Origin of the sequence: Streptomyces sp. NPDC059696 (genome assembly GCF_042733745.1) — a bacterium.
Lineage (GTDB): Bacteria > Actinomycetota > Actinomycetes > Streptomycetales > Streptomycetaceae > Streptomyces.
This window is the reverse complement of record NZ_JBHWFG010000003.1, coordinates 268,784-281,892: the sequence shown is the minus strand read 5'-3', so window position 1 is coordinate 281,892 and position 13,109 is coordinate 268,784. Positions and strand designations below refer to the sequence as shown.

The 13,109-nt window shown below is 69.0% G+C and carries 10 protein-coding genes and 2 tRNA genes; 4 read left to right on the top strand and 8 right to left on the bottom strand.

All coding sequences use genetic code 11. From position 1 onward, the window contains the following. The first annotated feature begins 197 nt into the window (after positions 1-197). On the top strand, positions 198-899 hold the full coding sequence (locus tag ACFV20_RS05040) for a DUF5324 family protein (protein WP_385652432.1): 702 nt from the start codon (positions 198-200) through the stop codon (positions 897-899). Positions 900-1,056: 157 nt separating this feature from the next. Here the strand turns inward: ACFV20_RS05040 and ACFV20_RS05035 are convergent. Next, positions 1,057-1,129, bottom strand: a tRNA-Ala gene (locus ACFV20_RS05035). Between the two features lie 181 nt (positions 1,130-1,310). On the opposite strand from ACFV20_RS05035, the gene ACFV20_RS05030 reads away from it, so the two are divergent. Then, entirely contained in the window at positions 1,311-1,859 is a 549-nt protein-coding gene (locus ACFV20_RS05030; RefSeq protein WP_189590515.1) for a DNA-binding protein, read from the top strand. A 364-nt stretch (positions 1,860-2,223) separates the two neighbouring features. Beyond that, a complete protein-coding gene (locus ACFV20_RS05025) occupies positions 2,224-3,693 on the top strand; it encodes a protein kinase (protein WP_385652430.1) in 1,470 nt (489 codons plus the stop codon). An 18-nt stretch (positions 3,694-3,711) separates the two neighbouring features. Here the strand turns inward: ACFV20_RS05025 and ACFV20_RS05020 are convergent, their stop codons facing one another. Both ACFV20_RS05020 and ACFV20_RS05015 read right to left on the bottom strand, forming a co-directional pair. Further along, positions 3,712-5,043 (bottom strand): hypothetical protein, encoded by a 1,332-nt coding sequence (locus ACFV20_RS05020; protein ID WP_385652544.1) that lies wholly within the window; start codon positions 5,041-5,043, stop codon positions 3,712-3,714. 252 nt (positions 5,044-5,295) lie between these two features. Continuing rightward, complete coding sequence (locus tag ACFV20_RS05015) at positions 5,296-5,424, bottom strand: DLW-39 family protein (protein ID WP_003999697.1); 129 nt, start codon at positions 5,422-5,424, stop codon at positions 5,296-5,298. Between the two features lie 337 nt (positions 5,425-5,761). Between ACFV20_RS05015 and ACFV20_RS05010 the strand changes: the two genes are divergently transcribed. Continuing rightward, complete coding sequence (locus tag ACFV20_RS05010; protein WP_385652427.1) at positions 5,762-6,124, top strand: DUF6344 domain-containing protein; 363 nt, start codon at positions 5,762-5,764, stop codon at positions 6,122-6,124. Positions 6,125-6,293: 169 nt separating this feature from the next. Here the strand turns inward: ACFV20_RS05010 and ACFV20_RS05005 are convergent, their stop codons facing one another. The 5 genes from ACFV20_RS05005 to gyrB all read right to left on the bottom strand — a co-directional run bounded on the left by ACFV20_RS05005 (position 6,294) and on the right by gyrB (position 12,705). Further along, positions 6,294-6,638 carry a hypothetical protein gene (locus ACFV20_RS05005; RefSeq protein WP_385652425.1) on the bottom strand — a complete coding sequence of 115 codons (345 nt, stop codon included), beginning with the start codon at positions 6,636-6,638 and terminating at the stop codon, positions 6,294-6,296. Positions 6,639-6,985: 347 nt separating this feature from the next. Then, positions 6,986-7,062 (bottom strand) — tRNA-Ile (locus tag ACFV20_RS05000). A gap of 125 nt (positions 7,063-7,187) precedes the next feature. Further along, positions 7,188-7,988, bottom strand: a complete 801-nt coding sequence (locus ACFV20_RS04995; RefSeq protein WP_385652423.1) for a DUF3566 domain-containing protein — start codon at positions 7,986-7,988, stop codon at positions 7,188-7,190. Positions 7,989-8,007: 19 nt separating this feature from the next. Continuing rightward, positions 8,008-10,602 (bottom strand): DNA gyrase subunit A, encoded by a 2,595-nt coding sequence (gyrA, locus tag ACFV20_RS04990; RefSeq protein ID WP_385652421.1) that lies wholly within the window; start codon positions 10,600-10,602, stop codon positions 8,008-8,010. Between the two features lie 42 nt (positions 10,603-10,644). Further along, a complete protein-coding gene (gyrB, locus tag ACFV20_RS04985; protein WP_385652419.1) occupies positions 10,645-12,705 on the bottom strand; it encodes a DNA topoisomerase (ATP-hydrolyzing) subunit B in 2,061 nt (686 codons plus the stop codon). Between the last annotated feature and the right edge of the window lie 404 nt (positions 12,706-13,109).

The window sequence follows — 13,109 nt, the reverse complement described above, 5'->3', positions numbered from 1 at the left end:
CGGCGGCGATCCGTGGCATTGTCGTCGACAAGCTCCTGTTGTCCCTTATTCATCCGCTATTGCACGTGATCGGCGTTTGGATGCCGGTTCCCGTGACCCGGATGCCCTTCCGCGCATGCCTGGTCGTGTGCCGGGAGGCATGATCCGTAAAAGGGTGGAAAGTCGAAATACCGTACGCCACCGAGGAGGAGGAACCCGTGACCCGCATCGACAGCGTGCGCGCCGCGACTGGTTCGGCGAAGGACAGCGTGCTGCACGCCGCGGAAGTGGTGGCGCCCTACGCCGACACGGCCAAGGACAGGGCCGCGCACTACGCACACGAGGCACGCGTACGGCTAGCGCCCAAGGTGACGCAGGCCGCAGGGCAGGCGCGCGTCCAGTACGGCACGCATGTGCAGCCGTATCTGGAGCAGGCCCGCACGCATGTGCCGCCGAAGGTCGACCAGGCCGCCCAGGAGGCTGCCGAGCGCACCCGCAGGGCCGCTCGCCAGGCAGCGGAGTACTCGCGTCCGAGGATCGAGCAGGCAGTGGCTGCGGCCGTGCCTGTCACGACCGAGGCCGCGGCCCGGAGTGTGGCCGCGTTGTCCGCGTTGCGTGGACAGGTCACGCCCAAGGAGATCCAGAAGTTGGTCCGCAAGCATGAGCGGCGGGCCCGGGCCGGTAAGGCCATGAAGACGCTGGTGATCCTGGGCGCGGTCGCCGGGGGTGCTTTCGCCGCGTGGAAGTGGTGGGACAAGCAGGCCAATCCGGACTGGCTGGTGGAGCCGCCGGCCGCGACGGAGGTGCCCGAGTCGGGGCGTCTGTCGTCCGTGGACGGTACCGGCACGTCGGTCCTGGATCCGGAGGTCGAGGCCAAGCAGGCCGAGGACGAGGCCGCCCGGCGCGACGACGGTTCCTGAGGGCGCCTGACCGAACAGCCCGGCGGGGCGGAAGACTTGAGGGTCTTCCGCCCCGCCGGGTTGTTTCACGTGAAACAGGCGTCCCCCGGTCACCCGCTCCGGCATGCGACATGCCCCCCGAGATTGCGTTTCCGCAGTTCGGGGGGCATGTCCGGAGTGGAGCCTAGGGGAGTCGAACCCCTGACATCTGCCATGCAAAGACAGCGCTCTACCAACTGAGCTAAGGCCCCGGAAGGGGACGTCCGACCGGAGAAACCGCATCCCGGCGGGCGTCGGAGACCAGAGTACCGGGTCTCCCCCGTGGTTCCGCAAAAAGATTGGGGGTCCCCGTCGCCGACCACTCTCCGTAAGATGCTCGGCGTGGTTCGCTACCGCGAACCGCCGTACATGGGGAAGCGATGGGGAGACGCAATGGACGCCGCACAGCAGGAAGCGACCGCAAGAGCGCGGGAACTGCAGCGGAACTGGTACGGGGAGCCACTGGGGGCGCTCTTCCGTAGGCTCATCGACGATCTTGGTCTCAACCAGGCTCGTCTCGCGGGGGTTCTGGGACTGTCCGCACCGATGTTGTCGCAGCTGATGAGTGGTCAGCGGGCGAAGATCGGTAACCCGGCCGTGGTGCAGCGGGTGCAGCTGCTGCAGGACTTGGCGGGGCAGGTGGCGGACGGCAGCGTGAGTGCGGCCGAGGCCACCGAGCGCATGGAGGAGATCAAGAAGTCGCAGGGGGGCTCGGTGCTGAGCAACACCACGCAGACGACGAGCAGTTCGGGGGCGCCCACGGTCAAGCGCGTGGTGCGTGAGATCCAGTCGCTGCTGCGGTCGGTCGCGGCGGCGGGCGACATCATCGACGCGGCCGACACCCTCGCGCCGAGCCATCCGGAGCTGGCAGAGTTCCTCCGGGTCTACGGCGCCGGCCGCACTTCGGACGCCGTCACGCACTACCAGTCCCACCAGAACTGATCCCGCCGCCCGGTCGCCGAAGGGGGTTCGGCAGCGGGCTCGGGTGAGGTGACGGGGGATGCGTCACGGTACGGGCGGGCACGAGGGGGCGTGTCCCGTACGGGGGACCGGTCGACGCGAGGGGGACGACGCGCGGGGGGCGTCTCACTCATCGGGGGAGCCGGGTTCGGGGGAGCCCGGAATCTCAGGGGGTGCGGGGTGTCCGGGATCTCAGGGGTTCGGGAGACCTGTGGGGTCGAGGGGGAGCCAGGGTTCGGGGGATTCGGGGGTTTCGGGGGAGCCGTTTTCGTCCGTCGGGGAGTCGTAGCGCTCGCCGAGGGGGAAGCAAGGGGGGAAGCCGCAGGGGGAGGAGCGACGTACAGCCATGGGTGAGGTCTTCGCCGGCCGGTACGAACTGGTCGACCCGATCGGACGCGGAGGGGTCGGTGCCGTCTGGCGCGCGTGGGATCACCGTCGCCGCCGCTATGTGGCCGCCAAGGTCCTGCTCCAGAGTGACGCGCACTCGCTGCTGCGCTTCGTGCGGGAACAGGCCCTGCGGATCGATCACCCGCATGTGCTCGCCCCGACCAGTTGGGCCGCCGACGACGACAAGGTCCTGTTCACCATGGATCTGGTCGCGGGCGGTTCGCTCGTCCATCTCGTGGGGGACTACGGCCCGCTCCCGCCGGCCTTCGTCTGCACGCTGCTCGATCAGCTGCTGGCGGGCCTGGCCGCGGTGCATGCGGAGGGTGTCGTCCATCGGGACGTGAAGCCGGCCAATGTGCTGCTGGAGGCCACGGGCACGGGCCGGCCGCGGTTGCGGCTGTCCGACTTCGGCATCGCGATGCGGCTGGGCGAACCTCGTCTGACGGAGACCAACCTGGTGGTGGGGACGCCCGGTTACCTTGCGCCCGAGCAGATGATGGGGGCCGAACCGGACTTCCCCGCCGACCTGTTCGCCGTGGGGCTGGTCGCGCTGTATCTGCTCGAGGGCGCCAAACCGGACAGCAAGGCGCTCATCCAGTACTTCGCCGAGCACGGGACGCCCCGTGCGCCCCAGGGCATTGCGGAGCCGCTGTGGCAGGTGGTGGCCTCGCTGCTCCAGCCGGATCCGGAGGCGCGGTTCCGTACGGCCACGGGTGCGCGCAAGGCGCTCGCCGCCGCCGCGGAGCTGCTTCCGGAACCGGGACCGGACGACGAGCTGATCGAGATCTTCGACCAACTGGGGCCGCTGCCAAGGGGGTTCGCCCCCGAGGGCCCCCTGGAGCGAGCGAAGGGGCTGGGGCCGAGGGAGGAGCCGTCCGACTCCTCGGAGACGGGCGGGGAGCGGTCCTCGCACCGGCGGGCCGGGGGTGAGGCGCCGGAGCCGGGCGGGCGGCACGTTTCCGAGCCCGACCGGGACCACGCACAGGTGCCGTCCGATCCCCGGCACACCGCCGACCCGTCGCAGCCGTCCTCCATGTCGGACACCGGCAGCTTCCCGCTGCCGCCGCCGCAGCCCACCGTCACCTCGTCCCCCGCGGCCGGGCAGGGCCGCCCCGTCCCGGTCCACGCCCCGCACGTGCAGGCGCCCGTCTCCCCCTACGACACCACCCACCGGCTGTCCCCCGCCCAGCCGCTCCCGCCGGTGTACTCCGGCCCGCCGGTGCCTCTCGCGGAGCAGTACCGTGCGGAGGCCTCCACGGCCTCGTACACCGCCCGGACGCCGACGGCCCCGCCGAGCGGCCCGGCCCCGTCACGGCACCGTGCCCAGCGGCCCTCACGTCCAGGCCCTCCGGCCAGGGTGGCGGTGCCTCTGCTGCTCCTCGCGCTGGCCTGCTACGCCGTGGGTTTCTGGGCACTGTCCCGCATCTGAGCGTCCCTGACGCGTCCCCTACGCGGCACTCCTGCGCCGGGCCATGAGGGTCCACACGCCGAGCCCCACGAGCAGGGCGCTGCCGGTTCCGATGCCGCCCACGGCGAGCGCCCTCATGGCGGTGTCGCCGCCCGCGGCCACGCCCTGCGCGGCCGCCTCCCGGTCCTGCTCGGAGACTCCGAAGACACCGCTCGGCACGGGCTCCCCCGCGTACTCGGGCCCTCCCTGCGGCTCCCCGCTCACCGCCACGCGCAGCGTCATCTTGAACGGCCCGTTCCCGAAGGTGTCGGTGACGCCGCGGGCGAGGTGGGCGGCCAGGTAGTAGGAGCCGGCGAAGCGCATCGCGCTCACCTGGGCGGTGGCGGAGTAGCGGTTGGCGTGGTCGACCGGCGGCAGGGGAGGCAGGCTTCCGGACGTCTGGTCGCCGTCGTAGCCCACGGCCATGTCGGCGACGTCACCGCGCGCGGGGTTGTAGAGGGCCAGGTCCAGCGCGTCGGACGCGTAGCCGGTGCGGCCGGAGTCCGTGCTGCCGAGGTCGGCGGTGACGGAGATCTGCTGTCCCCAGTCGACCGGCACCGTGTAGAAGAGGGTCTGGCCGGGCCGGATGTCGTCCCGCCAGACGCCCTGGTCGAGGGGGGTCGCTCCGCTGAATCCCGCGCCGCCCTGGCGGTGCTCGGGCTCGCCCTGGAGCGGCTGGGGCGTGGCGGAGTTCCACACCTCGGGTGCGCCGGTCGGCCCTGTCTTCGCCGTCCGCGGTTCCGTCGTGGCGAACAGTTCCAGGTCCCAGGCGTCGGGTTCGGAGCCGTCGCCCTCGGGGTCGACGCGCTCGACGGACACGTAGTAGGCACCGGCCTTGCGGCACAGCGGCCGGTCGGGCGAGATCTCGCGCATGCCCCACGTGGTGACGGGGTGGGGGCTTCGGGCGGTACCGAAGCTCTTGGTCTGGTCGACGGAGCAGGTGTTGCCCTGGGCGTCCTGCACGGTCACCTTGACCCCGTCGATGACGGAGACGGTGGTGTCGGGGGAGGGGACGGCGGTGACGGAGACGTAGGCGTTGGAGGTGGCGTCGAGGTCGAGGCGGTAGTTGACCCTGCCGCGGCCCGGCAGGGAGCTCTTGTAGGCCTCACCGGGCTTCAGGAGGGCGGCGTCCCCGGTGCTTCCGGCTCCCTCGATGCGCCGGGCCCCGTCGGCGAAGGCGTAGGGGCCGGGCGTACCGGAGGCCCGCATCCCGACGGCGGAGGCCTTTCCCGCATCCGCGGCCGCCGTGGTCGGAAGCGCTGCCGCTGTCGTCGGAATCGCCGCCGTGGTCGCCCCCAGGACCAGCGCCGCGGCGCCGGCGCGGACAGCCACTGTCACGGCCGGTCGGCCACGCCACGCCCCCGCGTGCCGTATCCACGCCGTACGACACCGTCCCCTCACGCGCCACCCCTCACCCTCGCCGGACCGCAAGCCGCACAGCCGGACAGCCGTGCAGCCGTGCAGCCGTGCAGCCGTGCAGCCGTGGCCCATCCTGCCGCGTGCACCGCGTTCACGACCGGCCCTCGGCACACAAAACCCCGACCGCGAGGCGGCCGGGGTGTGCTCGGTCTGAGTTGTCGTGACTCACGAACCCGTGGGCACGGAGTCAGTCGCCTCCGTCCACAGATCCTGCTCGGCGCGATCCGCCTGGATCTGGCGGTACACGAGGAGCCCGCCGATGGCGGCCAGTGCGACCAGGAGAAGCTTCTTCACCGCGCGACCTCGTCTTTCCTTGACGTAGGGGACCTCTGGCGCCCGACTATACACACCGGCCGATACCGATCGGTGACCTGCGTCGCCCCTCAACTCCCGTCCCGGGAGCCGGGATAGAAGCGGAGCACACCGCTCCGATCTGAGGGTGATCACACCTCGACGGACGGTTACTTTGGCCTCTCTTCGGCGCTCTCCTCAGCTTTTCACCTCGTTTGCGCCCATCCGGGTGGTGTTCATCGGAACATCGACGCGCCACGGGCGGAGATCCACCACTTCTCGACCCCCATACACATCATGAGGAAAGTACGCAAATCGCCCAACCCGAAAGTGAGGGGCCATGGCCCGGAACAAGGTCATGAAGCTGTGGACCACCATCGTCACCGCCTTCCTCGCGCTGTGCACGGCGCTCGGACTGGTCACCACGACCGCCGCCGCGGCCGTACCGCAGACCGAGCAGAAGAGCAACAGCAACGGCGCGAGCATCCCGCAGCAGCGGACGGCGGCACCGGTGATGTCCCCCTGGTCCTCCCCCAGGGCCCTGCCCCCCACGATGAAGCAGCGCATCCGCGCCGAGGCCCACGGCAAGACCCCCCGCTGCCGGCACCGCTCACCCGCGGACACGGCGACCTCCCCCGGCACCGACTGCACCGACGAGGACCCCGACCCCGAGGCGGACCATCTCACGCCCCTCCAGCGCTGAACCCCCAGGCACAACGTCCCGGCGAACTGCGTACAAAGCCCGGCAGCTCCGCGGAGCGGCCGGGCTTACGCATGTCCTGCTCCAGACAAGATTTGAACCTGTGGCCTCATCCGTTCAGGTCGGCCATGGGGCCCCTGGAGCGTCGGCCTGATCCGTGCCAGACCACGGCCTAGCGAGGCTGCCGGGCCAGTTCCCACGTCGCGAAGATGTGCAGCGCCGCCTCGATCTGTGCTCTGGTGCGCTCATCGGTAACGCCTGCGACTCTGATGAAGACCTCGGACGACCCTGGGTCGGCTGCGACGAGCAGCGTGAGGGGCAGCTGGCCCGACATCGGATAGTCGTACCAGGTGTCCTGTTCGACGTCCGTTGCGGGCAGAGCCGTTTCGACAGCTTGCCACTCCGCATCACTGAACTCGTATCCCGCGAACTCTGCGACCGATTCACACATGGGCCTCAGGTTCGTGTCGATGATCCAGCCGCCATCGAGGATGCCCTCAAGCTCGGAGGAGGTCATTTGTTCACCTTCCGCTCCGGTCGGCCAGGGTCGCCGTGATCGATGCCAGAGCCCCTGGAAAGTAGCTGCCCTGCTCCGGTTCCCTCGGCTCCCACCGCCCCAGCGAGGTGCCTGAAGGAGCCCACTACACCGTGAGCCTGCAGCTCTCCCTCAACCCCGCCGACTGCGCCGACTGCGCCTGCGAGGCACTGGCTGGTTGGACGGAGGCTTCTACGTCTGGCAGGGAGACATTCACCTGGCAGCCGGCGAACGGTGCCCCCTGCACGCCACCTGACGCGGCCCCGGCTGTTGGTGTCTGCCGTTGGTGTCAAAAGACCCCCGAACCGATGGTTCGGGGGTCTTCTCGCTGGTGGGGCTAACAGGATTTGAACCTGTGGCCTCATCCTTATCAGGGATGCGCTCTAACCAACTGAGCTATAGCCCCGCCGCGCTCTGCGGTGTGTGTCCCGCGCGCTGACTCCTGAAGATTAGCGCACGACATGGGCAGTCCCAAAATCGGTTGTCAGCGCATCGTCGGGCGGCTTCTTCAGGACAGCGACGAAGGTGACGTCACTCGTCCTCGGCGAGCGTCAGCTCCACCCCGCCGACGAAGCCCGCGGACAGGTTGTAGATGAACGCGCCGAGCGTCGCGAGGGCGGTCGCCAGGACCACGTCGATGACCGCGATGACCGACGTGAACATCAGCACGTTGGGCAGCGAGAGGAAAGCCTGCAGGTCGAAGCCGTTGGACTCGTTCGAGCCGGTGGCCTCGGAGATCGTGCCGCCGACCGTCGAGAAGACGCCCATCGCGTCCATGACCATCCACAGCACGGCGGCCGCGACGATCGTGCAGATGCCCAGGGCGATGGAGAGCAGGAAGCTGACCTTCATCACCGACCACGGGTCGGCCTTCGCCACGCGCAGCCGCGCCTTGCGCACGCGGGGCATGGTGCTCGCTCCCGTGCGCGGACGCCGTACGGCACCCGCGCCCGCATCGGCGCCGGCCGCCGCCTGCTGCTGCGCCGGGTAGGCCTGCGGCGGGTGGTACGGGCCGGCCTGCTGCTGTGAGGGGCGTTCGCCGGGCAGGGGGGAGGCCGTGGCCGGTTCCTGCGTGGCCGGCTGCGGCCGCTTTCCGGAGGTGGACGCCCCCGCACCGGATGTGGCCTGCTGCGTCTGCGGACCTCGGGTGTCCGTCACAGTTCCCCCCTGTGATTCGTGCGCGTCAGGCGACGGCTCGTCCTTGGTCGGGGACTTGATCGCCTTCAGGTTGGTCGTGTGCGGGTCCGCCGCACGCGCGGCGGAGCCACGGCCGCCGTCGTCCCCTGTACCCCTTGAGGTACCGGCCGGTCCGGCGCCCGTGGCTCCGCTCACGCTGACTCACTCCTCGTGCCTACTCGGCCGAGGGCGCCTCACCCTCGTCCGTGCCGCTGGTCGCGGCGTTCTCGGCGGTCTCGTCGACGACCACATCGCCGTCGACCTCCTCCGCCTCGCGCCCCGCCTCGGCGTTGCGAGCGATGCCCACGACGGCATCGCGCTTGCCCAGATTGATCAGTTGGACGCCCATGGTGTCACGGCCGGTTTCCCTGATCTCGTTGACTCGCGTACGAATCACACCGCCCGACAGCGTGATGGCGAGGATCTCGTCGGTCTCCTCGACCACCAGCGCGCCGACGAGGGATCCACGGTCTTCCACGATCTTGGCGGCCTTGATGCCGAGACCGCCGCGACCCTGGACGCGGTACTCGTCGACGGCGGTCCGCTTCGCGTACCCGCCGTCTGTGGCAGTGAACACGAACGTACCGGGTCGAACAACATTCATCGAGAGCAGCTCGTCGCCTTCGCGGAAGCTCATGCCCTTGACGCCCGAGGTGGCACGGCCCATGGGCCGCAGGGTGTCGTCCGAGGCGGTGAACCTGATCGACTGCGCCTTCTTGCTGATCAGAAGCAGATCGTCATCCGACGAAACGAGTTCGGCACCGATCAGTTCGTCATCGGAACCGTCTTCCATCGCGCGGAGGTTGATCGCGATCACACCGCCGGAACGAGGCGAATCGTAATCCTTCAGAGGCGTCTTCTTCACCAGTCCGGCCTTGGTGGCGAGCACGAGGTAGGGAACCGCCTCGTAGTCGCGGATCGCCAGGATCTCGGCGATCGACTCGTCCGGCTGGAAGGCGAGCAGGTTCGCCACGTGCTGACCGCGCGCGTCCCGGCCGGCGTCGGGCAGCTCGTAGCCCTTCACACGGTAGACACGGCCCTTGTTGGTGAAGAACAGCAGCCAGTGGTGCGTGGTGGACACGAAGAAGTGGTCGACGATGTCGTCTTCCTTGAGCTTCGTGCCGCGCACGCCCTTGCCGCCGCGCTTCTGGGCGCGGTAGTCGTCGGTCTTGGTGCGCTTGATGTAGCCGCCCCGGGTGACCGTGACGACGATGTCCTCCTCGGCGATCAGGTCCTCGATGGACATGTCGCCCTCGTAGGGGATCAGCGTCGTCTTGCGGTCGTCGCCGTACTTCTCGACGATCGCGGCCAGCTCGGCGCTGACGATGCCGCGCTGGCGGACCGGGGAGGCCAGGATCTCGTTGTACTCGCTGATCTTCGCCTGGAGCTCGTCGTGCTCCTGGACGATCTTCTGGCGCTCCAGGGCGGCCAGTCGGCGCAGCTGCATCTCGAGGATGGCGTTGGCCTGGATCTCGTCGATCGTCAGCAGGTCCATCAGGCCGCCGCGGGCGATCTCGACGGTCTCACTGCGCCGGATCAGCGCGATGACCTCGTCGATGGCGTCCAGGGCCTTCAGCAGACCGCGCAGGATGTGCGCCCGCTCCTCGGCCTTGCGCAGCCTGAAGCGCGTACGGCGGACGATGACCTCGATCTGGTGGGTCACCCAGTGGCGGATGAACGCGTCCAGCGAGAGCGTGCGCGGCACGCCGTCCACCAGCGCCAGCATGTTGGCGCCGAAGTTCGTCTGCAGGTCGGTGTGCTTGTAGAGGTTGTTCAGCACGACCTTGGCGACCGCGTCCCGCTTCAGCACGATGACCAGGCGCTGGCCGGTGCGCGAGGAGGTCTCGTCGCGGACGTCCGCGATGCCGCCGATCTTGCCGTCCTTCACCAGGTCGGCGATCTTCTGCGCGAGGTTGTCCGGGTTGACCTGGTACGGAAGCTCCGTGACCACCAGGCACTGGCGGTTCTGGATCTCCTCGACCTCGACGACCGCGCGCATGGTGATGGAGCCGCGGCCGGTGCGGTACGCCTCCTCGATGCCCCGGCGGCCGACGACGAGCGCGCCGGTCGGGAAGTCCGGGCCCTTGATGCGCTCGATCAGCGCGTCCAGCAGCTCCTCGTGGGAGGCCTCGGGGTTCTCCAGGTACCACTGGGCACCGGCGGCGACCTCGCGCAGGTTGTGCGGCGGGATGTTGGTCGCCATGCCGACCGCGATACCGGCCGAGCCGTTGATCAGCAGGTTCGGGAAGCGGGCCGGCAGGACGGTCGGCTCCTGGGAGCGGCCGTCGTAGTTGTCCGTGAAGTCGACGGTCTCCTCGTCGATGTCGCGGACCATCTCCATCGACAGCGGCGCCATCTTGCACTCGGTGTACCGCATGGCCGCGGCCGGGTCGTTGCCCGGGGAGCCGAAGTTGCCGTTGGAGTCGACGAGCGGCATGCGCATCGACCACGGCTGCGCGAGGCGGACCAGCGCGTCGTAGATGGAGGAGTCGCCGTGCGGGTGGTAGTTGCCCATGACGTCGCCGACGACGCGGGCGCACTTGTAGAAGCCGCGCTCGGGGCGGTAGCCGCCGTCGTACATGGCGTACAGCACTCGGCGGTGGACGGGCTTGAGGCCGTCGCGGACGTCGGGCAGCGCACGCGAGACGATGACGGACATCGCGTAGTCGAGGTACGAGCGCTGCATCTCCGTCTCGAGCCCGACGGGCTCGACACGCATGGCCAGGGCGTCACCCTCGGGCGTCGTCACGGGAGTGTTCTCGTCGGTCATTGCTGGTGAAGGTCCTTCCTGGTGCGGTCAGCTGAGACCGACTCAGATGTCGAGGAAGCGGACGTCCTTGGCGTTGCGCTGGATGAACGCGCGGCGGGCCTCGACGTCCTCGCCCATGAGGACCGAGAACAGGTCGTCGGCCTGGGCGGCGTCGTCGAGGGTGACCTGGCCGAGGACGCGGTGCTCCTGGTCCATGGTCGTGATGCGCAGCTCCTCGGCGTTCATCTCGCCGAGACCCTTGAACCGCTGGACGGAGTCCTCGCGGATGCGCTTGCCGGCGTTGCGCCCCATCTCGATCAGGGCGTCGCGCTCACGGTCGGAGTACGCGTACTCGAAGTCGTCCTTGCCCCACTTGATCTTGTAGAGCGGGGGACGCGAGAGGTACACGTGCCCGGCCTCGACCAGGGGCCGCATGAAGCGGAACAGGAAGGTCAGCAGCAGGGTGTTGATGTGCTGGCCGTCGACGTCGGCGTCCGCCATCAGGATGATCTTGTGATAGCGGAGCTTCTCGATGTCGAAGTCCTCGTGCACGCCCGTGCCGAACGCGGAGATCATCGCCTGGATCTCCTGGTTCTGCAGGATGCGGTCGATGCGCGCCTTCTCGACGTTGAGGATCTTGCCGCGGATCGGGAGGATCGCCTGGTACTGCGGGTTGCGGCCGGACTTGGCCGAACCGCCGGCGGAGTCGCCCTCGACGATGAAGATCTCGCACTTCTCGGGGTCGTTCGACTGGCAGTCCGAGAGCTTGCCCGGCAGGGACGCCGTCTCCAGCAGGCCCTTGCGGCGCGTGAGGTCACGGGCCTTGCGGGCCGCCACGCGCGCGGTGGCCGCCGCGATGCCCTTGCGGATGATGTCCGCGGCCTCGTTGGGGTTCCGGTCCAGCCAGTCCGCGAGGTGCTCGTAGACGACCCGCTGCACGAAGGTCTTGGCCTCGGTGTTGCCCAGCTTGGTCTTCGTCTGGCCCTCGAACTGCGGCTCGCTCAGCTTGACCGAGATGATCGCGGTCAGACCCTCGCGGATGTCGTCACCGGTGAGGTTGTCGTCCTTGTCGCGGAGCAGCTTCTTGTCGCGCGCGTACTTGTTGATCAGCGAGGTCAGCGCGGCCCGGAAGCCCTCTTCGTGCGTACCGCCCTCGTGGGTGTGGATGATGTTGGCGAAGGAGTACACACCCTCGGTGTAGCCGCCGTTCCACTGCATGGCGACCTCGAGGGACAGCTGCCTGTCCTTGTCCTCGGCCTCCAGGTCGATGACGGTGGGGTGCACCGCCTCGCCCTTGCGGGAGTTGAGGTACTTCACGAAGTCGACGATGCCGCCCTCGTAGTGGTACGTGACCGTCTTGACCTCGGCGGTCTCGTCCGCACCCGCCTCGTCCGCCCCCGACGTGGCCTTCGCCGACTCGCGCTCGTCCGTGAGCTTGATCGTGAGGCCCTTGTTGAGGAACGCCATCTCCTGGAAGCGCCGCGAGAGCGTCTCGAAGGAGTAGTCGGTGGTCTCGAAGATGTCGCCGTCGGCCCAGAAGGTGACCGAGGTGCCGGTCTCCTCGGTGGCCTCGTGCTGGGCGAGCGGCGCCGTGGGGACGCCCATCTTGTAGTCCTGCGTCCAGCGGTGGCCGTCGGTCTTCACCTCGACGGAGACCTTGCTGGACAGGGCGTTCACCACCGAGACGCCGACGCCGTGCAGACCGCCGGAGACCGCGTAGCCGCCGCCGCCGAACTTGCCGCCCGCGTGCAGCACGGTCAGCACGACCTCGACGGCCGGCTTGCCCTCGGACGGGACGATGCCCACCGGGATGCCACGGCCGTTGTCGACGACGCGGACGCCGCCGTCGGGGAGGATCGTCACCTCGATCGTGTCCGCGTGCCCGGCCAGCGCCTCGTCGACGGAGTTGTCGACGACCTCGTACACGAGGTGGTGCAGGCCGCGCTCACCGGTCGAGCCGATGTACATGCCGGGTCGCTTGCGGACCGCGTCCAGACCCTCGAGGACGGTGATGGCACTGGCGTCGTACGAGGCGGTGACCTCGCTGCTGGAGGTGATCGCCTCGCTGCTCACGCCTTCGTCGGTGGACGGGATGTTCTCGTTGGGGTTGCCGGAATCGGCCACGAAGCGCCCTTTCTGGCACAGCACGAGCCAGGCTCGTCGGCGGGTTGCCGGAGCGGCTGCGGCATGTTGCGTTGGTAAGCCTTGATCAGCGTTGCTCAGCTTTTCCCGGACGGTCCCCAGCGAGTGGGGCGGGATTGCTTCCAGTCTACCGGTAGCACTGACACTGATGGGGGTTTGCCGGTACCTGAGTCCGCATGTGCCGCCCTCGACGGGTCTTGTCCGACTCCCGATATGCGGAAGGGGGCTCCAAGAGGCTCACGGAGGCACTCAGCGCTTCCGGCCGTCAACCCTTGGCTACTTCGGAGTCAGGTCGCGATTCGCAACCGTGTGCGGGCGCACGAGAAGAGGGCCCCCGGCACTCCGAGAGAGGCGCCGGAAGCCCTTGATGTGATGTCAGTCACGTG

Excerpts from the sequence above, each read along its gene's own strand:
- gyrA (WP_385652421.1), bottom strand. The coding sequence starts at position 10,602 with ATGACCGACGAGAACACTCCCGTGACGACGCCCGAGGGTGACGCCCTG.
- ACFV20_RS05030 (WP_189590515.1), top strand. The coding sequence starts at position 1,311 with ATGGACGCCGCACAGCAGGAAGCGACCGCAAGAGCGCGGGAACTGCAG.
- ACFV20_RS05010 (WP_385652427.1), top strand. The coding sequence starts at position 5,762 with ATGGCCCGGAACAAGGTCATGAAGCTGTGGACCACCATCGTCACCGCC.
- ACFV20_RS05025 (WP_385652430.1), top strand. The coding sequence starts at position 2,224 with ATGGGTGAGGTCTTCGCCGGCCGGTACGAACTGGTCGACCCGATCGGA.
- ACFV20_RS05005 (WP_385652425.1), bottom strand. The coding sequence starts at position 6,638 with ATGACCTCCTCCGAGCTTGAGGGCATCCTCGATGGCGGCTGGATCATC.